This window comes from Peribacillus psychrosaccharolyticus ATCC 23296 (assembly GCF_000305495.1).
In the GTDB taxonomy this organism is placed as follows: Bacteria; Bacillota; Bacilli; order Bacillales; family DSM-1321; genus Peribacillus; species Peribacillus psychrosaccharolyticus.
In genome coordinates, this window is sequence record NZ_AJTN02000208.1 from 16,919 (window position 1) to 38,441 (window position 21,523).

Below are 21,523 nucleotides of genomic sequence, written 5' to 3' on the forward strand. Positions count from 1 at the left end.
TATTATCATTAGGCTTTATCGATTGGAGCAAATTTAGCAAGCAATCGTTTTATGCCTGTAGGGCTAGGGAATGCAATATCCAGCTCCTTGCCTTCTCCTTCACCTTTCACACTGACGACAGTTCCAGTACCCCATTTTTTATGTGCAGCTTTATCGCCGACTTTCCAGCCAATTTCGTCTCCACCAGTTGAAGAAGGAGCAGTAACTGCTTTCCCAAACGATGGCGTTCTTCTTGACCCGCCCGATTGAATAGGTCTTGTTGATAAACCTGTCCCAAAACTTTTCTCTACCTTTTTCGGTTTAGGCGGTTGTAAGTCTTCCAGTAATTCTTCAGGAATTTCCTTAATAAATCTTGAAACTGGATTCATATTTGTCCGGCCGTATAACGTCCGCATTTGCGCATTCGAAATAAACAGCTCTTTCTCTGCACGAGTAATCCCCACATAGGCCAGACGTCTTTCTTCTTCCATCTCATCGTCATCCATAAGCGAACGGCTGTGAGGGAATACGCCTTCTTCAAGTCCTAGTAAAAAGACTACTGGGTATTCAAGTCCCTTTGCTGAGTGAAGCGTCATCAAGGTAACTGAATCCTGTGCTTCTTCAGTATCATCAAGTTGATCAATATCTGCCACTAAGGCCAGATCTGTTAAAAACCCAACAAGCGTTTTATCATCATTTTGTGCTTCAAATGATTTAGTAACTGATAAAAACTCGTCAATATTTTCTAGTCTTGTCTGAGATTCAATTGTTTTTTCGATTTTCAACATATCACGATAGCCTGTTTTCTCGATAACCTCTTCAACAAGCTCAGTAACCGATAAGTATTCCTGCATATTCGTGTAGTTATGAATGAGGTCTCGGAACCCTCTAGCTTCCTTAGCTGCCTTGCCGCTCAGGCCAATCATCTCAATATCCTGCAAAGCTTGATACATGGACAAGTCACTCATAGCCGCATAATCTGCTACTTTATCTAGAGAAGTTGAACCAATTCCACGCTTAGGAACATTAATGACACGACGCAGACTAATATCATCGTCAGGATTGGCAATCAGCCTGAGATACGCTAGGATATCCTTAATTTCTTTCCGATCATAGAACTTAATTCCGCCCACGATGCTGTATTGAATATTCGATTTGAGCAGAACTTCCTCCATAACCCGTGATTGGGCATTAGTTCGGTAAAGAATGGCGATATCCGCATATTTATGTTCACCGTCACGCACAAGATCGTTAATCTTTCCAGCTACGAATTGTGCTTCACCCTGTTCACTATCCGCACGGAAATAAGACAGCTTACTGCCTTCCATATTTTCTGTCCAAAGGTTCTTCGGCTTACGGTTCTGGTTCTTGCCGATGACGTTATTTGCAGCGTCAAGAATCCGTTTTGTGGACCGATAGTTTTGTTCTAAGAAAATCATCGTCGCATTCGGATAATCTTTTTCAAAGGACAAAATATTGGCAATGTCCGCTCCCCGCCAACGATAAATCGACTGATCAGAGTCACCCACTACACATAGATTACGGAATCTAGATGCCATTAATTTCACAAGCATATACTGAGCCCTGTTCGTATCCTGATATTCATCAACATGGATATATTGAAACTTACGCTGATAATATTCAAGGACTTCCGGCACACGCTGAAAGAGCTGGATCGTCTTCATAATTAAGTCATCAAAATCCAGTGCTTGATTTTTCCGGAGCCTTTTTTGGTATTCAGTATAGACATCGGCAGCAACCTTTGTAAAAAAATCAGAAGCCGTTTTTGAATACTCCTCAGGCGTAACCAATTCGTTTTTCGCCGAACTGATCGTACCAAGTAATGCTCGATAATCATATTTTTTTGTATCCAAATTTTTATCTTTTAGAATTTGTTTAATCACCGATTGTTGATCAGATGTATCCAAAATGGAGAAATTCCGATTGTACCCTATCCGATCAATATCACGTCTTAAGATACGGACACACATGGAGTGGAACGTTGAAATCCAGATATCGTTAGAAGCCCCGCCTAAAATAGTACGAACTCTCTCTCTCATTTCTCTTGCTGCTTTATTTGTGAAGGTAATGGCCAAGATATTCCACGGAGCCACTTCCTTTTCAACCATTAGAAAAGCAATACGATGGGTAAGAACCCGTGTCTTTCCGGATCCTGCACCAGCCATAATTAATAGCGGGCCATCAGTAGCTTTTACTGCTGCTTGCTGCTGATCATTTAATCCTTTAAGTAATTTCTCTGCTAAATATTGCATTCTATATCCCACCTCAATCGAACATTTGTTCCTTACTATACTATACCCTGTTCTGCTGATTCTTGCCAACACGCAGGAACATCTATTTTACTGCACCAACCGTTGTGAGTGCGATGGCAAGATCTTCATATATAATGTTTCCAACAACTACTACATCAGCAAAACGCGCCATCTCTGCCGCCTTCTCAGGTGAATTAATACCGCCTCCATAAAAAAGGACGGTTTCCTCCAAGTTCTGACTAGCTGTCTGCACTGTATTCACATCTCCATAACTGCCGCTATACTCTAAATAAAATATTGGCAGATGAAACATTTTTTCGGCCATCATGGCATAGGCACCGACATCCTCGGCATCCAGATTCGTATCCGCGGACGTCAATACTGCAGCCTTACAATCCGGATTCATGATGCAATACCCTTCCACGAACATCTCATCCCAATCCATCAATTCGCCATACTCCTTTACAGCCTGTTGATGAAGCTTCATCATCCAATTAGGATCAGTACTATTTAAAACGCTTGGAATAAAATATAAATCAAAACCAGGCGTAACAATCTCAAGTGATGACACCTCTAACACACAAGGAACCGTATAACGGCGGACTCTGGCCATCAAGTCAAGAACATTTTCCAACGTAACTCCATCACTGCCCCCAACAAGAATAGCATCGGTACCGGATTCGCAGATTTTCTCTAACGACTCATCCGTAATCTCTTTATTTGGATCGAGTTTGAAAGCATGCTTCCACTCGCGAAAATCGTACATCATACATCCTCCTATCTACTTCCCATTACACCATTATAGCATTAAGAAATTTCATAAAAAAAGATATAACACGAAAAACGTAAGTACCCCGTTTTGACCGCGAAGGAAATAGGGCGAGGAACCTAAAGGCGCCCTTTGCCTTTTGGGGACTCTCCTCTTTTCCACAGCGGTCTGGGGTGCTGGAGTTAGACAAACGAAAAACGTAAGTACCCCGTTTTGACTGCGAAGGAAATAGGGTGAGGAACCTAAAGATGGCCCGCTTAGTTGTAGTTGCAGCGGGGGTATTTCCTCTATTTTGTTACCTTCTCAGCAGTTATTCCCGTCTGGACAAGCGTTATTCCCGTCTCGACGCTAATTTTGAGCAAATAATACCCAGAGAGGTATCACTGTAGTGTTTATTTGAAAATTTGTCACTTTGCTTGGGGTGGAGCACTTTTTAGGGGGAGTCCTCTAAGATGGTAAGCCCCGCCATTTTTAGAACAGCGGGGGATTGTCTTCACTACTTGAAAAAATAAAAAGGCAGGATTTTAAGCTTCCCGCCTTTCGTTATGGTTTATTCTTTTACTTCTTCTTTGATTCGATCAAGGGCCATGGAGTACGCATCGTTTCCATAGTTTAGGCAGCGTTTTACGCGTGAAATGGTTGCGGTGCTGGCACCTGTTTCTGTTTCTATTTTATGATAGGTTTTGCCCTCTTTGAGCATTCTTGCTACTTCAAGGCGTTGAGCCAGAGATTGAATTTCATTTACTGTGCATAAATCGTCAAAAAAGCGATAACATTCTTCCATATCGTTTAGGGATAGAATGGCGGTGAATAATTGGTCTAAATCTTTTCCTTTTAATTTATCAATTTGCATAGTTTAACTCCTTCTTTAATTACTCTTTGGCATTCAAAGTAACGGTTGCTTCGAGACCAGGATCTGCAGGAACGACGTTAACCCAAGTCTTTCCGGTGATAAGCCCTGCTTCTGTCCCATCAATCATAGGAACAATTCTTCCATTTTTATTTACCCATTGAATTTCATTTACTTTACCTTTTTGAAGCAGATACCCATTGCCGCCGGCAGTAAGATCAATATTTCTGCGTCCTTCTTTGTCAATTACCTTATGCGGCGCCTCAATAATAAGAAGATTATCAAGGAGGATGGGAGTTTGAACCTCCGCCTCAATAGTCTGTTCACCATCGGAATACCGTTGATACTTTCCTGCTTCTTCGTCATACTCGTAACTAGCATTATAAGAGCTGTTACCATAAGAAACGCGTGCAGATAAAGCTTCGTCACCAGCTAGTTTTCCGGCCTTTTCTTCACTTAAGAAGGAAAATGGTTCGGGCGCTCCAGTCAGGTCAAATGAATTCTGTTCAGCCCCTTTTTCAATATTCGCAAAAGTGATGTACGAATTATGCGGTGCTTTTCGATCGTTCGATCGCGTAAATAATGTTCCATCATACTTCAAGCCATTAAGTGCTTCAATATAATTATTAGCAAGCATCGTCTTTGCATCAGGACTATTGCCATGACAAACATAAATACAATCCAGTCCTTTAGCAAGTTCAATAAAATAGTCTCTAGCACTGCGAATCGGACCGACTTCTTCAGGCCAGGTACTTTGATACACTGCTAAAAAACGAGTGATATTGGCTTCAGCCAGTAGTTCGTAAACGATATCTGCATCAGCTAGTCCCGTTTGAGGTCTTGCTTTCGGATGATTGTTAATCGTGACTGCAATTGCTCTTCTATCAATATCCTCATTGGTGCTAATCCCTGTTAACGGGTATTTTTGTTCACTATTTTTAGTTGTTTTCGTTTTTTCGGAAGGCTGTTTGGGATCTTCTTCTGTTTGGGTGCAGCCGGTAATTAATAATAAAGAGGCTAATAAAACAAATAACATCTTTACCTTCATCATTCACACTCCCTGCTGTTGAGAATTCCCTCTCTTTCACATTTTAACGCATTATCGAGGGAAAGAGTACAGTTTTATTCATTACATCATAGATTCCAAGCTGAGTTACTCGAATATAAGGCAGGTGTGTGGCTGAGAAAAATAATAGCGTATAGATTGGATCGTTGAAACGATATCCTTTTTGCTCTAATAGTGTTTTTAATTCCAGCTCTTCTTTTATAAGTGTCTCTACTGACTTAGTAGACATTATTCCGTTTAGTGGTAACTCCATTTCATAACTAATTTTACCATTTTCAGCCAGCACTATACCGCCGCCTAATTCCTTCATACGATTAAAAGCCAGGACCATATCTTTTTTACTTTTACCAATCATGACGATATCCCCTGTATTGGAAAACGAGCTGCAAAATCCACTCAACTTATTTGCAAATCCTTTAATAATCGTATTAATCCGCCATTTCCCACCGCGGTCAATCATGACAAAAAAGCATTGATCGTCCTTATATGACAATTCATCGAAAGAAACGTCTGTCACAACTGAATATGGCTTAAGAATAACATCATTCACCATTTCTATTCCAAAGGGCATTGAAAATTCAAAATCCCTTGCCGCATCAATGTCCCATTCAAGCTCTAAGGGTTCTAATTGAAAGTCTTTCCAGTTTATAGTTGTTTTACTGGGCAGGCACTCGCCTTCCCGCTTTACCCATTGTCCCTTTGCCAAAACAGAAACAGGGGTAGGATTTTTTTCATTTGATAAGAAATTAATATTCGCCACTCTACCTGTAGCGATATTGCCGTGCAAATACTCCATATTATAATACCGAGCAATGTTAATAGTCGCCATGTTATAAGCATCAATGACCGGTACACCACTATCAATGGCTATCTTAATTAATTGATCTGTATATCCTTCTTCATGGAAGGATGGAGGAGAACCATCCGTCGTATAGAAAAACTTATCAAACTGGTTAATACCAAGTTCTTGAATTTCCTTTAAAAGTTTTGGTAAATCTGGACGAATGGACGAGTGACGAAGCGCAACCGTATACCCTTGCATCAGACGGTTCATTACTTCTTCGCCTGACATAGCTTCATGATCACAATCCGCGCCAAACAGCATCAATTTAGCCAATGTTTTTTCTGATGCACCTGGAAAATGACCCTCAATTTTCTTTCTCATTCGTTTTGTTTCTTGAATCCAATGAAGCATCATATCATCGCCGTCTAAAAGCCGCGGCCATCCTGTTAGTTCTCCACCCTGTAAAACTGCGTCATGCTCAAGCCATGCCTTTACCTCGCCGTGAGTAAAAATCAGTTCCTCATCCAAAAGTTCTGTTTGTCCGTCAAAACGACACCACCAATACATGGTTGCTGGGATTGTCCGGAGTTCTTTTAATAAAGAAAACGCTTTCTTTTTATCTAATTGTAAAAACAACATCAGGTTATCATTTAGTAAAGTTGTCGTTCCATATTTAGATGTATATTGAGAAAGCGTAAGGGGATTATATAACTGAAACGGGTGAGCATGGGGCTCTATATAACCTGGCACTAAAAAGCGGCCTTCACAATTAATAACTTCACAGCCCTCTACATCATCGGGATACTTTTCTCCAACATAGACAATTCGATCATCATATATCCAGATGTTTGCTTTCGTCCATTTTCTTAAATATTGGTTGAGGTAGACTGCGTTATGGAGTAAAATCGTCGGCGCTTTACTTCCATCTAGTACTTCAACATGTTCACGTAAATCTTTGTTTTTCCATCTATATCGCTGTTCTAACATAACGAATCCTCCAGTTGCTACTATTTTTCCAGGTATTTTTATGAATAATAATATACTATTAATTGAATTAGAGTAAGATTATTCTGATTTTCTTTATAATACCATATTCTCCCACGCAACACATTAACGTTTTACAAAAATAATATTAAATAAAGGAGACATCAACATGAAATTCACACCTAATATCAGTATTATGAATGCATTACTTCGGATCACATGTGGATTTACCTGCTTAACGTGGGCTGGGGCTAAATTAGCGAAAAAACCGTGGAATAATTCTTATTTAATCGTGGCCATGCTATCAGGAATGAAAATTGGTGAAGGAATTCTAAGGTATTGCCCGGTTACTGATATGGTTGAAGAAGGTCTAGAAAAAAAGATGGATTCAGAAGAAAGTGAATTCCTCCCGAACCGCCACTGATAAAGTAAAACACCCCCTTCCTAATGGAAGGGGGTGTTTTACTTATCAAGAAAAGTCGAATTGGATAGCATGATGGCCAATATCTTTACGCCAGAATAAGCCATCATTATGCAACTTCTCCAGTTCCCGATAAACGTTAGTCTGTGCTGATAACAAGTCTTTACCTTTTCCTGTCACCAGTAACACACGACCACCGTCAGTCATGTATTCACCAGCTTCATCTTTCTTTGTACCAGCGTGATAAATATGAACATCCTCACTAATGTAATGTAGACCAGAAATTTTGCAGCCTTTTTCATATTCACTCGGGTACCCTTTAGAAGCAACAACTACTCCTAAAACGGGTTGTTGATCCCAGACAAGTTTATAATCCTCTTGTCTTAGCACAGCAAGCATTGCTTCTGCCAAATCGTTTTGAAGACGCGGTAAGACTACTTGCGTCTCAGGATCTCCAAATCTTGCATTAAACTCAATAACCTTTGTTCCTTTTTTGGTTACGATCAGCCCAGCATATAAAACGCCGGTAAAAAATCTTCCTTCTTCAATAAGTGCTTCTGCAACAGGTTTAACTACCTGTTCAATCGCCTTGGATACAATAACATCTGGAATTTGCGGGACAGGAGAATAGGCCCCCATCCCTCCAGTATTCGGTCCTTTATCACCATCATAGGCACGCTTATGATCCTGAGCGATTGCCAGTGGATAAACTCGATCACCATTCACAAACGACATCAAACTGAATTCCTCACCATCAAGAAATTCTTCAATGACCACTTTTTGAGATGCATCTCCAAACTTAGCATTTAGAAGCATGTCCTGTAAGGCTTCAATCGCGTCCTCCATTGTTTTGGCAACAACTACCCCTTTACCAGCAGCCAATCCATCTGCTTTAATAACAATCGGTATACCGACTTCCTCCACATAGGATTTTGCTTTTTCAAAATCCGTAAATGTTTCATAAGCAGCCGTAGCAATATCGTATTTTTTCATTAAATCCTTGGCAAATGTTTTACTCCCTTCGATTTCAGCCGCACGTGCACTCGGTCCGAAAACGGTTAATCCTTCATTAGTGAATTCATCAGCAAGTCCATTAATTAATGGAATTTCGGCTCCAATAACGGTAAGCGCTATATCGTTTTCCTTAGCGAACCGAATTAACGCATCGTGATTACTTTCATCAATCGCTGTGAGCTCGGCTACGTCCTCCATCCCAGCATTCCCTGGGGCAACAAACACCTTTGACACGCTCTTACTTTCATGAAACTTTCTGGCTAGGGCATGTTCTCGCCCGCCGCGTCCAATCACTAAAACTTTCATAGGACCACCCCGTTTTCAGTTAGTCATGCCAGTAAGTCTCTTATACCCTTTTTAGCACAAATCCGAACAACTTTTTTCAATTAATGTTTGAAATGTCGGACGGCAGTGAATACCATGGTAATCCCATATTCATCTGCTTTTTTAATTGAATCTTCATCCTTCACTGAACCTCCTGGTTGGATGATCGCAGTAATTCCTGCTTTTGCTGCTGCTTCAACCGTATCGTCCATAGGGAAAAAGGCATCTGATGCTAATGCGGCACCTTTTGCTTTTTCTGCCGCTTGAGTAAGAGCGATATTGGCTGCACCTACACGATTCATCTGCCCAGCACCAACCCCATATGTCATACCTTCTCCACAAACTACAATTGCATTAGACTTAACATGCTTAACGACCTTCCAGCCAAGCTTTAAATCTTCCCATTCTTGTTCGGTAGGCTGACGCTTGGTAGGCACAGTGATCGTTGCCTCTTCAAAGCCATATGTATCACGATCTTGGACAAGAAGTCCTCCCTGAATCGAGGTGAATTTCCGTTCGTCTTTAACACCACTGTCAAAAGAGACAGTTAACAGCCGGATATTCTTTTTAACACTTAGGATTTCAAATGCTTCTTGTGTAAAGCTTGGTGCAATAATGATTTCAAGGAAAATATCCTTTAACATACTGGCTGTCTCAAGATCCACTTCTCTATTCAGTGCAATAATGCCGCCAAAAATCGATGTAGAATCCGCATCAAAGGCTTTTTTAAAGGCGGCAGCAATCGTATCTCCAGTTCCAACACCACATGGATTCATATGTTTAACTGCAACTGCAGCCGGTTCATTGAACTCTTTAACAATTTGCAGGGCTGCATCAGCGTCATTAATATTATTATAAGAAAGCTCTTTTCCATGTAATTGTTCCGCATAAGCAATTGAAAAAGCAGAACCAAGTGGTTTTTTATAAAATGAGGCTTGTTGATGCGGATTTTCTCCGTAACGTAGTGTTTGTTTTAAATCAAATGTCATCGTTAAACTTTCTGGGTTTTCCTCACCAGCAAGCTCGGTCATATACTCAGAAATCACCGCATCATAGCCAGCCGTATGACGGAAAACCTTCGCAGCAAATTGGCGTTTCTTCGCTGGTGACACCTGTCCATTTTCATTAAGTTCTGCAATAACACCAGGATAATCAGCTGGATCAACCACGACTGTAACATGCTCATGATTCTTTGCCGCGGAGCGCAGCATCGTCGGCCCGCCAATGTCAATATTCTCAATTGCGTCCTCAGGTGTAACGTCAAGTTTAGCAATCGTTTGTTGGAATGGATATAAATTAACGCAAACAAGCTCAATTGGCTGGATTTGATGTTCTTCCAGTTGAGCTAGATGAGCTGAATCGTTCGGTCTTGCTAAAAGTCCGCCATGTACGTTTGGGTGCAGCGTTTTGACACGACCATCTAGAATTTCAGGAAAACCGGTAACATCGCTGATGCCGATGACTTCAAGACCATGATCAAGCAACGTCTTTTTAGTTCCCCCTGTTGAAATAATTTCAAATCCTGCTTCAATTAATCCTTTTGCAAATTCTACAATTCCTGTTTTATCTGAAACACTAATTAGTGCACGTTTCATTTTGAACCCTCCAAGTTTAAGTTTATACAGTCGTGCAGCAATTGCTGTACGACGGCAGGATATACTTGATGCTCTGCCAGTTGTATGCGTTTCTGTATACTTTCCCTCGTATCTCCTGTTTCAATCTCAACAGCTCTTTGTGCAATGATTTGACCAGTATCCATTCCCTCATCGACATAATGGACCGTCAGCCCCGTTACCTTAACACCAGCATTAACAGCCTGGTCAACTGCATCTTTACCTGGAAAGGCCGGAAGAAGTGATGGATGGATGTTTATGATTCTTCGCGGATATGCTTGTAATAATGTCGCTCCTATCAATCTCATATACCCAGCAAGAAGGATGAAATCGATATTTTCTCTGTTTAACTGTTCTAATAAGGCTTGTTCATAGGCTACTTTAGATGAATAACATTTTGGTGAAACACATAGAAAAGGAATCCGTTCAGCCGAAGCCCTTTTCAACACATACGCTTCTGGTTGATCACAAATAAGCAGACTGATTTTCGCACCAAGTACACCTGTTTTCTCTGCTTCAACCAAGGCCTGAAAATTGCTCCCGTTCCCTGATGCAAATACTGCAATCTTTTTCATGACTGCCTCCTTACACCGTTTCCCGAAAAGACACACCGGCAATGTTTGTCACTCTTCCAATGATTGATGCTTCTTCACCTAATTCATTAAAATATTGACATAGGTGATTTGCTTCGGTTTCCTTCACTACGATCGTCATACCAATTCCCATGTTAAATACATTAAACATTTCAGCTGAACGGAGCTTGCCCTTTTCTTGAAGCAAATTGAAAATGGTCGGAATCTTCCATGAGTCTAGAATGATCTCAACCCCTAGATGATTTGGCAGCATACGAGGAATATTTTCAATAAACCCTCCACCGGTAATATGGGCCAGACCTTTTAAGTCATATTGTTTTAAGGCAGCTATGATTGATTTCACGTAGATTTTCGTTGGTTTAAGAAGTTCCTCGCCAAGTGAACAACCAAGCTCCTCGACCTTTTCGCTAAGGTCCATTCCTGCATCCTGTAAAAGAACTTTACGAACTAATGAGTAGCCATTGCTATGGATGCCGCTAGACGCTAGACCAATCACAACATCTCCCGCTTGAATCGTTTCACCTGTCACTAACTGTGCTTTCTCTGCAGCCCCAACAGCAAATCCAGCTACATCATATTCTTCAGACGAGTACATTCCCGGCATTTCTGCCGTTTCACCGCCAATTAAAGCACAGCCTGCCTGTTCACAGCCATCGGCTACCCCTTTGACAATCTGTTCAATTCGTTCTGGGTCCGCTTGCCCGCATGCAATATAATCGAGGAAGTAAAGAGGCTCAGCTCCCTGGACAATAATATCGTTCACACACATAGCTACACAATCAATCCCAATTGTATCATGTTTATCCATCATTATTGCCAGAAGCAATTTGGTGCCGACTCCATCCGTTCCTGAAACCAGCACTGGTTCTTTTAGCCCTAGCGTCGACAAATCAAACATGCCGCCAAAGCCTCCTAGCCCACTCATAACACCCGTACGCATTGTCTTTTGGACATGCTTTTTCATACGTGAAACGGCTTCATAGCCCGCTTCTATATCTACGCCAGCTTCTTTATATGCATTTGACACAATATTGCCTCCTCATACTCAGCATTTCAGATATCCTTCACGTGTTTCCTCATAAATTTCTGTTGGATAATTGCCAGTAAAGCAAGCCATACAAGCACCATGAGTCTTACCATCAAACGATCGACCAATTCCTTCAACGGTACCTTCAACACTTAAGAAGGTGAGTGAATCAGCACCAATCAACTGCCGAATTTCTTCAACTGAATTTTCAGAGGCAATCAATTCGGATGTAGTTGAGGTATCAATGCCATAAAAACAGGGGTTTTTAATCGGAGGTGAGCTGATCAGAACGTGGACCTCTTTTGCTCCTGCTTCCTTTAGCATGGTTACAATTCGCTTACTTGTCGTTCCCCGAACAATTGAATCATCAACCATTACCACCCGCTTGCCTTCAACTACTCCTCTTACGGCTGATAATTTCATCTTTACACCCTGTTCCCGTAAAGACTGTGAAGGCTGGATAAATGTCCGGCCTACATATCTATTTTTAATTAATCCAAGTTCATAAGGCATCCCCGTTGCCTCAGCATAGCCAATTGCGACGGAAATACTAGAATCAGGAACTCCTGTTACTACATCCGCTTCAATGGTTACTTCCTTTGCCAGCTGCTTTCCGAGATTCTTTCTCGCAGTATGAACATTAATTCCTTCAATATTACTATCCGGACGGGCAAAATAAATGTACTCCATCGTGCACATCGCCCGTTGGGAGGACATGGAAAAGTACTCAGATGTTATTCCGTCATCATTAATAACGACTAATTCACCAGGTTCCACATCACGAACAAATTTCGCACCTACGATATCTAACGCACATGTCTCCGATGCGACAACATAGGCATCACCAAGCTTACCAATAGATAATGGACGTAAACCGTGGGGATCTAACGCCACCATCATTTCTGTCTCAGTCATAATTAGAAAAGCATATGCACCTTTTAGCATACTCAATGCATTTTTAAGTCGGTTTTTATGTGTTGCAAAACCGCCTCTACGAATTAAGTGTGCAAGTACTTCTGTATCTGAAGAAGTCTGAAATATACTCCCCTGAGCTTCTAACTGTGATTTTAATTGATTTGCATTGACCAGATTACCGTTATGAGCCAATGCCATGGCGCCGCTTTGGAAGTTGAACAGCAGCGGTTGGACATTTTCATATCCTCCGCCGCCTGCTGTTGCATATCGAACATGGCCAATTGCCGCTCTCCCACTGAGGTTTTTCATTTTCTCCGTCGTAAAGACTTCTGTAACGAGCCCTTCACCTTTGACACATGTTAGCTGATCGTCGTTCATTTCAACAATCCCAGCGCCTTCTTGTCCTCGATGCTGCAGACTATGCAATCCGTAATAGGTAATTTGTGCAGCATCCTCATGACCCCAGATTCCAAAAACACCGCATTCCTCATTTAGTCCTTTTAATTCAGCAAGCATGGAATGGCTCCTTTCCAAGCAGCATGTAATTCAGAAACGTCTACATCTATCAAATTTATTCCCGCTTCATTCACCATTTTTAATGTTGCATCATGTGTGACTGTCCCAACCAGGGAGGCATCTTCCACAAGTGCTTCAAACCCTTCTTTATCTTCCGGTTTTATTGAAAGAATAAATCGTGATTGCGTTTCTGCGTATAGAGCTGATATCACATCACCTTTGATGACTATTTCAGCTCCAAGTCCATTTTGACCAAACAATGATTCTGCTGCCGCTACGGCAAATCCGCCTTCGGCAATGTCATGTGCGGATGCCACTAATCCCAGTTGAATCGCTTGAAGAATGTGCTGTTGGCGTTTTTGTTCCACGGCAAGGTCTATAACAGGTGCCGGTCCAGAAATTTTGCCATCAATCATTTTCTGCAGCTCACTTCCGCCAAACTCAGATTTTGCTTCGCCAATTACATAAATTAAATCCCCGGCTTGTTTGAATTCCTGTGTGGTTATATGAGCTAAATCACTGATCAATCCAACCATCCCAATTACAGGTGTTGGATAGATGGCTACTCCATTTGTTTCGTTATAAAGAGAGACATTTCCGCCAATGACTGGTGTTTGCAGCGTACGACACGCTTCACTCATGCCATCAGTTGCTTTTTCAATTTGCCAGAAAATTTCTGGTTTCTCCGGGCTGCCAAAATTTAAACAGTCTGTAATAGCCAACGGCTCTGCACCAGAACAAATGATATTACGAGCTGCTTCAGCAACCGCAATCTTTCCACCCATTTCTGGATCAAGGTAGAGGTAGCGGGAATTGCAATCCGTTGTCATAGCTAAAGCCTTATTAGTATCACGGATCCGAACGACAGCAGCATCTGAACCTGGTGCTACAACTGTATTTGTTCGTACCATATAGTCATATTGGTCATAAACCCATTCTTTACTTGAGATGGTCGGCTGTGACAACAAATCTTTCAACGTAGTCTTGTAATCGGAAATTTGTGGTGCTGGAATAGTCATAGCTTGAAACTCTCGGAAATAGTCTGGTTCACTTGATGGTTTATGATAAACAGGAGCTTCTTCAGCCAGCGCATCCACAGGAACATTGGCAATGATTGAGCCTTTATGCGTCAGTTTTAAATTCTTTTCCTTTGTTACCTGTCCAACTGCTACTGCCTCAAGATCATATTTAGAAAATATCTCTCTGATTTCTTGTTCGCGCCCTTTTTTCACAACAATAAGCATCCGTTCCTGAGATTCTGAAAGCATCATTTCGTAAGCGGTCATTCCTGTCTCACGCTGCGGGATAAGATCAAGGTTCATTTCAATTCCAGACCCTGCCTTACTGGCCATCTCTGCTGAAGAACTCGTTAATCCTGCAGCACCCATGTCTTGAATTCCAACAAGTGCATCCGATTTAATCAAATCAAGGCATGCTTCAAGAAGCAGCTTCTCCATGAAAGGATCACCCACCTGCACTGCAGGCCGTTTGGCTTCAGATGTTTCTGTCAATTCTTCTGAGGCAAAAGTTGCGCCATGTATCCCATCACGCCCGGTTTTAGCACCGACATACATAACGGTATTCCCAATACCGCGAGCCTGACCTTTTTGAATTTCATGATGATTAATTAATCCAACACACATAGCATTTACAAGGGGGTTTCCTTCATATGATGGATCAAATTGTATCTCCCCTCCAACAGTTGGTATGCCCATACAATTCCCATACCCAGCAATTCCAGCGACAACTTCTTTAAACAAGTATTTGGTCCTTGGGTTATCCAGCTCGCCAAAGCGTAAAGAGTTCAACATGGCAATTGGGCGGGATCCCATGGAAAAAACATCTCTAATGATCCCTCCGACACCCGTTGCTGCTCCTTGATAAGGTTCAATCGCAGAGGGATGGTTATGGCTCTCAATTTTAAATACTACGGCCTGGTTATCCCCAATATCAACGATTCCAGCGCCTTCTCCTGGACCTTGAAGGACTTTTTTACCTGTGACTGGAAACTTGCTCAATACAGGCTTAGAGTTTTTATACGAACAATGCTCTGACCACATAACCGAAAACAAACCTGTTTCTGTATAATTAGGCGTACGTCCAAGGATTTTTTCCACCATCGCAAATTCTTCATCCGTCAATCCCATTTCTGCAAATATCCGCTCTGACTTAATCATTTCTGGGCTTGGCTCAAGCATTAACGACATGTGATTCCCTCCAGTTCTTAACGATCGATTGAAACAGCATTAATCCGTCATTACTTCCAAGCAGCGAATCAACGGCACGCTCAGGGTGAGGCATCATCCCAAGAACATTTCCCTGCTGATTAATAATTCCGGCAATTTTCTCAAGACTGCCATTTGGATTGTCACCCTTATAGGTAAATACAATTTGATTATTAGCTTTCAACGTTTCTAAAGTTACTTCATCACAATAATAATTTCCTTCTCCATGTGCTACGGGGATATTAATGACATCTCCTTGAGAATAGCTGTTTGTAAAAGCCGTTTCAGCATTTTCAACTTGCAGCTGAACCGGACGACAGATAAATTTCAAATCACGATTTCTACGCATCGCTCCAGGCAGAAGACCTGCTTCAAGAAGAATTTGAAATCCATTACATATTCCAAGTACAGGCTTACCTGCATTTGCCGCTTTAACCACCTCTGTCATCACTGTCGAAAACCGAGCAATAGCCCCTGAGCGTAGGTAATCACCATATGAAAAGCCGCCAGGCAAAAGAATTCCGTCAAATTGATCTAAGTTATCCGCAGTATGCCAAACATATTCCGCTTCTTCTCCTAGTTCATCTTTAATTGCATGATACATATCAACATCACAATTGGAGCCGGGAAATACGATTACGGCAAATTTCACAGCGCGACAACCTCCTCAATATCATAGCGATAGTCCTCAATGACTGTATTAGCCAGCAGGCGTTCACACATTTCTTTAACTAACTGATCCACATCTGTTGTTGTATCTTCAATACTAAGTTCCATATATTTACCGATCCGAACATCCTGCACTTGATTGTAGGTCATACTGTGTAACGATTGTTTAACTGCCGTTCCCTGTGGATCTAAAACACTTTCACGCAAGGTAATGTAAACTTTTACTTTATACATGTTGAGTCTCCTTTAGCTTTGCATAGATTTTTTCGTAAGCCTCTACTAAACTCCCTAAATCGCGTCGGAATACATCTTTATCGAACTTTTCTTTCGTTTCACTGTCCCAGAGCCTGCATGTGTCGGGAGATATCTCGTCGGCCAGCAGGATATCACCATTGGCAAGTTTGCCAAATTCCAGTTTAAAATCGACCAGAAGGACGCCAATTTTTTGAAAAAAGCTTGATAAAACGGTATTCACTTGAAGTGCCTTAGTCCTAAGAACTTTAACTTCCTCACTGCTTGCCACTGCTAGTTCATTGATATGTGCTTCTGTAAGTAACGGATCGCCTAATGCATCATCTTTATAATAAAACTCGACAATCGGTTTTTTGAGAAGCTGACCTTCTGGGAATCCAAGACGCTTTGCCAAACTTCCGGCTGCGATATTACGTACGACTACTTCAAGCGGAATAATGGAGACATTCTTGACCAGTTGTTCACGTTCGGAAATGGATTTTATAAAGTGAGAGGAAATACCCGATTGCTGCAGCTTTGAAAATAGTAAACTGGTAATCCCATTATTCAGAGCACCTTTACCTTCAATTTCCGCTTTTTTTTCGCCATTAAATGCCGTTGCTGAATCTTTATATTCTACCCACACAATTTCCTGGTCTTCTGTTGCATAAATTCGTTTCGCTTTTCCTTCATACAGTAGTTCTCGTTTTTCCATGATTAAGGCCCCCATGTTAGCAATATTGGCAATTTTCACTCTAGTTTTTTTAAAGAAGGCTGCTGGATATCTTACCAGCAGCACTATTTTTAGAGCCCTAAGCGATCAAAGATGTAATCAACCTGTTTTAAATGATGGTGGTAATCAAAACATTCATCCAACTCTTCTTTAGATAATAAACTAGTAATTTTATCATCGTTATCAAGAAGCGTACGGAAAGGAACTTGTTTTTCCCACGATTCCATTGCTTTTGGCTGAACGGTGTCATAGGCTTCTTCCCTGGCTAGCCCTTTATCAATTAATGTAAGTAATACACGTTGTGAATAAATCAGGCCAAGCGTACGGTCCATATTACGTTTCATATTCTCCGGATAAACAGTCAAATTCTTCACGATGTTCCCGAAGCGATTAAGCATATAATTCAAGGCTATCGTCGCATCCGGAAGAATAATACGTTCAGCAGATGAATGAGAAATATCACGTTCATGCCAAAGTGGTACATTATCGTAAGCAGTCTGCATATAGCCGCGGATAACACGGGCAAGACCGGTCATATTTTCTGAACCAATTGGATTTCGTTTATGAGGCATCGCAGATGAGCCCTTTTGACCCTTAGCAAACCTCTCTTCTACTTCACGTGTTTCACTTTTTTGCAGCCCGCGGATTTCGATAGCAAACTTTTCAATGGACGTAGCAATTAAAGCCAGTGTTGCCATATAATCCGCATGACGGTCACGCTGTAAAGTTTGAGTTGAAATCGGTGCAGCTTCAAGACCAAGCTTTTCACAAACATAGCTTTCGATGAACGGATCGATATTAGCAAATGTACCGACTGCACCAGACATTTTCCCAACTTCAATGCCCTTACAAACGGATTTAAAGCGTTCTAGATTACGTTTCATTTCTTCATGCCAAAGCGCAAGCTTCAACCCAAAGGTGGTTGGCTCTGCATGGACTCCATGTGTACGTCCCATCATGACTGTAAACTTATGTTCGATAGCTTTATTTTTTAAGATTTCAATAAAACGTTCTAAATCAGCAAACAAAATTTCATTTGCTTGTTTCAAGATATAAGATAGTGCCGTATCCACAACATCTGTTGAGGTAAGACCATAATGAACCCATTTCCGTTCTTCACCAAGGGATTCTGAAACTGCTCTTGTAAAAGCCACCACATCATGACGCGTTTCTTCTTCAATTTCCTTGATACGTTTTGTATCAAAAGAAGCATTTTCACGAAGTAACTTTACATCTTCTTTTGGGATAGCACCTAATTCCGACCATGCTTCACAAGCAAGAATTTCTACCTCCAGCCATGCTTTAAATCGATTGTCTTCTGTCCAAATCGCGCCCATTTCGGGACGAGTATACCGTTCTATCATTTTATTTCCTCCGTTTCAACCTGATGCTTCCAAATCCGACTAGCTTCTAATTCGGCTAATGCTTGTTTAATTGTGGGGCGCAATAAAGTGATATGGCCCATTTTCCTTTTTGGCTTAGCTTCTTCTTTTCCATACAGATGGAATTTCCAATCCTTTTGTTCCGTAATAGCGGAGAGCGCGCCATCAAGATGTTCCCCAAGAAGATTAGCCATAACAACGGGTTTTAATAATGTCGTATTAGCTAACGGCCAATTACAGATAGCACGGACATGCTGCTCAAATTGAGAGGTTTCACAAGCCTCAATTGTAAAGTGTCCAGAATTATGCGGCCGTGGTGCCAGCTCGTTGACAATTAATTCACCGGTTTCTGTCAAAAACATTTCTACGGCAAGGGTTCCGACCAAATGAAGTTCTTCAGCAAGTTTTCTCGCAAGTTGTACTGCTTTTTGCTCGGCTTCCTGTGTAATTCGGGCTGGAACAATGGTTTGATGCAATATGTTATTTTGATGTATGTTTTCAGCGACAGGAAAATGAGTCAGGTCACCATTTGCCTTACGAGTCATAATGACCGAGATTTCTTTAACAAAAGGTACCCATGCTTCGAGGACACAAGTGCCATTTTCTACTAGAATACTCGCTTTAGTTATATCAGACTCTTCTCGAATCACCAACTGCCCTTTTCCATCATAGCCTCCCCGAACTGTTTTTAACACACTCGGATAGCCTAATTTCTCAACAGAAACGTAAATTTCTTCGATTGAATGGATAGGGTAATATGGAGCAACAGGAACTCCAGCCGCCTTTATGGCTGTTTTTTCACGTAACCGATCCTGTGAAATCTTCAGTAGTTCCGTTCCTTGTGGCAAATTAGCATGTTCCTTCAACCATTCAAGGGCCTCAGCACTCACATTTTCAAATTCGTAAGTAATGACATCACTAATTGTAGAAAGTTTTCTTAGACTAGCCAAATCATCGTATGCACCAGTTATCTCATAGTCAGCTACTTGCCCGCACGGACAACCAAGCGTTGGATCCAATACGGCAATCTTGAATCCTGATGCTTTAGCAGCCAGCGCCATCATTCTTCCCAGCTGACCACCTCCGATTATCCCGATTGTTTGATTAGGCCCTATAACTTGCTTATTTAAGCTGCTCACTGCTCTCAAATACCTTTTCCCTCGTTTCATGTCGTAAAGCTTCTAACCCCTCTACGATTGCCGGATTATTTATAGAAAGGATTTGTCCTGCAAGCAACCCTGCATTTGTCGCTCCAGCCTTTCCAATAGCCACAGTCGCAACTGGTACGCCGCCTGGCATTTGAACAATTGATAATAATGAATCGATTCCATTAAGCGTCTTTGTTTGCACCGGTACGCCAATCACCGGAACTGTTGTTTTGGATGCAATCATCCCAGGCAAATGCGCTGCCCCTCCTGCACCAGCAATAATCACATTCAATCCTCTATCTCTGGCATTCTCAGCATACTCAAACATTAAATCAGGAGTCCGGTGTGCGGACACTACTCTCTTTTCAAATGGTATATGTAACTGTTCTAAGACTTCACAGGTATACTTCATTGTTTCCCAATCTGAAACGCTACCCATAATAACGCCAACTTGTGGTCTCATTCCTTCGCCTCCAACAATGCTGGTAGTGGATTAAATAAAAAAATCCGAGCAGAAACTCTCCAAAGAGAAAGTGTCTGCCCGGATTACCCTTAAATATAAAAATAGAGTATGGTCCTAACGTTCATCTTTCTCTCATAGTCCGATAATTTACGGTTATCGGGTAGAAACTTTGGGCCATATCCCCTGGATTATATGAGAGACTTCTATATCATTAGTTACATTTTAACCATTACCCTAAATGCCTGTCAAGAAAATATCGAATATTAATCAAAATTTTAAATTTAATGTTCGTGTTTTACTGAATAATTTTGGCTTCAAAAACTATTTTTCGATCTACAGGCTCGTATTGAGTAATTCCATCCGAAATTTGTTCAGCAAAAATTGGCTTTTCAATCCGCCGCACTGGAGCATACCCTTCTGCCTTCATTCGTTCAAGACAAGAATCAATACTTTCCCCTTTTGCCACTTCAAACGTCTTCTTACTTTTCTGCGTCACGAAATAATCGTCCCTTCTTAACTGACTTAACCCAAAAACCACCATGAATTGTTTTCGGCTCATAAGCGATTATAAAAGCCTTCGGATCAAGCTGTTTAATCGTATCATATAATTTCAACTCATATTTTCTCGGCGTCAAAATCTGCAGCGCCATTCGATCGCCCTCAAGCCCCTGAGCCATCCAATCTGTCACACCAAAACCTTTTTCCCTTATTCTTTTCGAAAGATTATTATTTTTATAATCAGCAGTAATCACATTAACCGTAATATATCCTATTGCCAACTTCTCTTCAATCTTCATTCCCACTATAACACCAATACCATAACCCACTGCATAGGCAATTAAGTTTTGAATTTTATCCAAATTATCCAATACAAGCCCCAGCCCAACCACATAAATAACTATTTCTATCATGCTTATTGATGCAGCCAGATACCGATAACCTTTAAGAGTAAGAATCATTCGAATTGTAAAAAACGTTACATATACAATATTAATTATAAGAATAATGAGTACCATAATAACACTGTTTTCTAGCACTGTACCCGCCCCTATCTATTTTATTTTACCCTAATTTACACGTATCACACGTTCATCAGCCAAACATTCCTGCCCAACATGTATGTAGTACTTATAGATAAGGATTTCATACCTACTAATGATACAGCTCTACTATGTATTTGCAAGATTAAAATACAGCATAATGGAAAATATTATTATATTAGACTACCTTTAGAAATAGTTACCAGTTGGTTATTTGGGGTTATCCTTTTAACTTACTTCTTTGGGAGATCTCTTTTTTAAGAAAGCATGCTGACTTTTAGATTTTCGTGGGGGAGATTTTTTCTATTTATCGGCTATTCCGGCTGTTAATCCCGTCTAGTGTGACCTTATTCCCGTCTGAGAGGGCCGTATTCCCGTCTGGGCACGATTTTAGCACTAAAATACCCCATAGGGCACCACGAACATGCGTCACTTTCTTCTGACTATACGAAAAAAACACCACAAAAAAAGACCAGCTATGCAGCTGATCTTTTCTTTCTTGTT

At 41.2% G+C, this 21,523-nt stretch carries 21 protein-coding genes and 1 riboswitch; of the genes, 1 reads left to right on the forward strand and 20 read right to left on the reverse strand.

Features of this window, described 5'->3' with window-relative positions:
• Positions 1–8: 8 nt before the first annotated feature.
• The 5 genes from pcrA to WYK_RS14745 form a co-directional block, all read right to left on the reverse strand.
• Complete coding sequence (pcrA, locus tag WYK_RS14725) at positions 9–2,252, reverse strand: DNA helicase PcrA (protein ID WP_040375234.1); 2,244 nt, start codon at positions 2,250–2,252, stop codon at positions 9–11.
• 82 nt (positions 2,253–2,334) lie between these two features.
• Positions 2,335–3,018, reverse strand: coding sequence for a heptaprenylglyceryl phosphate synthase (gene pcrB, locus WYK_RS14730; protein WP_040375235.1), 684 nt, complete (start codon positions 3,016–3,018; stop codon positions 2,335–2,337).
• Positions 3,019–3,571: 553 nt separating this feature from the next.
• Positions 3,572–3,874, reverse strand: a complete 303-nt coding sequence (locus tag WYK_RS14735; RefSeq protein ID WP_040375236.1) for a YerC/YecD family TrpR-related protein — start codon at positions 3,872–3,874, stop codon at positions 3,572–3,574.
• Positions 3,875–3,893: 19 nt separating this feature from the next.
• Entirely contained in the window at positions 3,894–4,922 is a 1,029-nt protein-coding gene (locus WYK_RS14740) for a DUF3048 domain-containing protein (protein ID WP_328286294.1), read from the reverse strand.
• A 40-nt stretch (positions 4,923–4,962) separates the two neighbouring features.
• Positions 4,963–6,708: an adenine deaminase C-terminal domain-containing protein gene (locus WYK_RS14745; protein ID WP_040375238.1), complete on the reverse strand. Its 1,746-nt coding sequence runs from the start codon at positions 6,706–6,708 to the stop codon at positions 4,963–4,965.
• 166 nt (positions 6,709–6,874) lie between these two features.
• Here WYK_RS14745 and WYK_RS14750 point away from each other — a divergent pair, with 166 nt between their 5' ends.
• Positions 6,875–7,129, forward strand: coding sequence for a YgaP family membrane protein (locus tag WYK_RS14750; RefSeq protein WP_040375239.1), 255 nt, complete (start codon positions 6,875–6,877; stop codon positions 7,127–7,129).
• Between the two features lie 45 nt (positions 7,130–7,174).
• On the opposite strand, the gene purD is transcribed toward WYK_RS14750, so the two are convergent.
• From purD to WYK_RS25715, 15 genes are all read right to left on the reverse strand, one after another.
• The gene (gene purD / locus WYK_RS14755; RefSeq protein WP_040375240.1) at positions 7,175–8,446 is read right to left on the reverse strand and encodes a phosphoribosylamine--glycine ligase; all 1,272 of its coding nucleotides are present in this window, start codon (positions 8,444–8,446) and stop codon (positions 7,175–7,177) included.
• Positions 8,447–8,526: 80 nt separating this feature from the next.
• A complete protein-coding gene (gene purH / locus WYK_RS14760; RefSeq protein WP_040375241.1) occupies positions 8,527–10,059 on the reverse strand; it encodes a bifunctional phosphoribosylaminoimidazolecarboxamide formyltransferase/IMP cyclohydrolase in 1,533 nt (510 codons plus the stop codon).
• Entirely contained in the window at positions 10,056–10,652 is a 597-nt protein-coding gene (gene purN, locus WYK_RS14765; RefSeq protein WP_040375242.1) for a phosphoribosylglycinamide formyltransferase, read from the reverse strand. Before purN ends, purH begins: the two co-directional genes overlap by 4 nt.
• 10 nt (positions 10,653–10,662) lie before the next feature.
• Positions 10,663–11,697, reverse strand: a complete 1,035-nt coding sequence (purM, locus tag WYK_RS14770; protein WP_040375243.1) for a phosphoribosylformylglycinamidine cyclo-ligase — start codon at positions 11,695–11,697, stop codon at positions 10,663–10,665.
• An 18-nt stretch (positions 11,698–11,715) separates the two neighbouring features.
• Positions 11,716–13,128: an amidophosphoribosyltransferase gene (gene purF, locus WYK_RS14775; RefSeq protein WP_040375244.1), complete on the reverse strand. Its 1,413-nt coding sequence runs from the start codon at positions 13,126–13,128 to the stop codon at positions 11,716–11,718.
• On the reverse strand, positions 13,113–15,335 hold the full coding sequence (gene purL / locus WYK_RS14780; protein ID WP_040375245.1) for a phosphoribosylformylglycinamidine synthase subunit PurL: 2,223 nt from the start codon (positions 15,333–15,335) through the stop codon (positions 13,113–13,115). The genes purF and purL overlap by 16 nt, the downstream gene beginning before the upstream one ends.
• Positions 15,319–16,005, reverse strand: a complete 687-nt coding sequence (gene purQ / locus WYK_RS14785; RefSeq protein WP_040375246.1) for a phosphoribosylformylglycinamidine synthase subunit PurQ — start codon at positions 16,003–16,005, stop codon at positions 15,319–15,321. Before purQ ends, purL begins: the two co-directional genes overlap by 17 nt.
• Positions 16,002–16,256, reverse strand: coding sequence for a phosphoribosylformylglycinamidine synthase subunit PurS (purS, locus tag WYK_RS14790; protein ID WP_040375247.1), 255 nt, complete (start codon positions 16,254–16,256; stop codon positions 16,002–16,004). The genes purQ and purS overlap by 4 nt, the downstream gene beginning before the upstream one ends.
• A complete protein-coding gene (purC, locus tag WYK_RS14795) occupies positions 16,249–16,968 on the reverse strand; it encodes a phosphoribosylaminoimidazolesuccinocarboxamide synthase (protein WP_040375248.1) in 720 nt (239 codons plus the stop codon). The genes purS and purC overlap by 8 nt, the downstream gene beginning before the upstream one ends.
• Positions 16,969–17,057: 89 nt before the next feature.
• Positions 17,058–18,350 carry an adenylosuccinate lyase gene (purB, locus tag WYK_RS14800; RefSeq protein WP_040375249.1) on the reverse strand — a complete coding sequence of 431 codons (1,293 nt, stop codon included), beginning with the start codon at positions 18,348–18,350 and terminating at the stop codon, positions 17,058–17,060.
• On the reverse strand, positions 18,347–19,507 hold the full coding sequence (gene purK, locus WYK_RS14805) for a 5-(carboxyamino)imidazole ribonucleotide synthase (protein WP_040375255.1): 1,161 nt from the start codon (positions 19,505–19,507) through the stop codon (positions 18,347–18,349). The genes purB and purK overlap by 4 nt, the downstream gene beginning before the upstream one ends.
• The gene (purE, locus tag WYK_RS14810) at positions 19,491–19,979 is read right to left on the reverse strand and encodes a 5-(carboxyamino)imidazole ribonucleotide mutase (protein WP_040375250.1); all 489 of its coding nucleotides are present in this window, start codon (positions 19,977–19,979) and stop codon (positions 19,491–19,493) included. The genes purK and purE overlap by 17 nt, the downstream gene beginning before the upstream one ends.
• Before the next feature lie 115 nt (positions 19,980–20,094).
• Positions 20,095–20,195, reverse strand: a riboswitch (purine riboswitch).
• A 79-nt stretch (positions 20,196–20,274) separates the two neighbouring features.
• The gene (locus WYK_RS14815) at positions 20,275–20,475 is read right to left on the reverse strand and encodes an NETI motif-containing protein (RefSeq protein WP_040375251.1); all 201 of its coding nucleotides are present in this window, start codon (positions 20,473–20,475) and stop codon (positions 20,275–20,277) included.
• The gene (locus tag WYK_RS14820) at positions 20,459–21,016 is read right to left on the reverse strand and encodes a DUF2179 domain-containing protein (RefSeq protein WP_040375252.1); all 558 of its coding nucleotides are present in this window, start codon (positions 21,014–21,016) and stop codon (positions 20,459–20,461) included. Before WYK_RS14820 ends, WYK_RS14815 begins: the two co-directional genes overlap by 17 nt.
• A 310-nt stretch (positions 21,017–21,326) precedes the next feature.
• The coding region (locus WYK_RS25715; RefSeq protein ID WP_235782521.1) for a hypothetical protein at positions 21,327–21,523 on the reverse strand (197 nt) is incomplete at its 5' end.

What these genes read in the sequence shown, in the direction of transcription:
- pcrA (WP_040375234.1), bottom strand. Translation starts at nt 2,252, where the DNA reads ATGCAATATTTAGCAGAGAAATTACTTAAAGGATTAAATGATCAGCAG.
- pcrB (WP_040375235.1), bottom strand. Translation starts at nt 3,018, where the DNA reads ATGTACGATTTTCGCGAGTGGAAGCATGCTTTCAAACTCGATCCAAAT.
- WYK_RS14735 (WP_040375236.1), bottom strand. Translation starts at nt 3,874, where the DNA reads ATGCAAATTGATAAATTAAAAGGAAAAGATTTAGACCAATTATTCACC.
- WYK_RS14740 (WP_328286294.1), bottom strand. Translation starts at nt 4,922, where the DNA reads ATGATGAAGGTAAAGATGTTATTTGTTTTATTAGCCTCTTTATTATTA.
- WYK_RS14745 (WP_040375238.1), bottom strand. Translation starts at nt 6,708, where the DNA reads ATGTTAGAACAGCGATATAGATGGAAAAACAAAGATTTACGTGAACAT.
- WYK_RS14750 (WP_040375239.1), top strand. Translation starts at nt 6,875, where the DNA reads ATGAAATTCACACCTAATATCAGTATTATGAATGCATTACTTCGGATC.
- purD (WP_040375240.1), bottom strand. Translation starts at nt 8,446, where the DNA reads ATGAAAGTTTTAGTGATTGGACGCGGCGGGCGAGAACATGCCCTAGCC.
- purH (WP_040375241.1), bottom strand. Translation starts at nt 10,059, where the DNA reads ATGAAACGTGCACTAATTAGTGTTTCAGATAAAACAGGAATTGTAGAA.
- purN (WP_040375242.1), bottom strand. Translation starts at nt 10,652, where the DNA reads ATGAAAAAGATTGCAGTATTTGCATCAGGGAACGGGAGCAATTTTCAG.
- purF (WP_040375244.1), bottom strand. Translation starts at nt 13,128, where the DNA reads ATGCTTGCTGAATTAAAAGGACTAAATGAGGAATGCGGTGTTTTTGGA.
- purL (WP_040375245.1), bottom strand. Translation starts at nt 15,335, where the DNA reads ATGTCGTTAATGCTTGAGCCAAGCCCAGAAATGATTAAGTCAGAGCGG.
- purS (WP_040375247.1), bottom strand. Translation starts at nt 16,256, where the DNA reads ATGTATAAAGTAAAAGTTTACATTACCTTGCGTGAAAGTGTTTTAGAT.
- purC (WP_040375248.1), bottom strand. Translation starts at nt 16,968, where the DNA reads ATGGAAAAACGAGAACTACTGTATGAAGGAAAAGCGAAACGAATTTAT.
- purB (WP_040375249.1), bottom strand. Translation starts at nt 18,350, where the DNA reads ATGATAGAACGGTATACTCGTCCCGAAATGGGCGCGATTTGGACAGAA.
- purE (WP_040375250.1), bottom strand. Translation starts at nt 19,979, where the DNA reads ATGAGACCACAAGTTGGCGTTATTATGGGTAGCGTTTCAGATTGGGAA.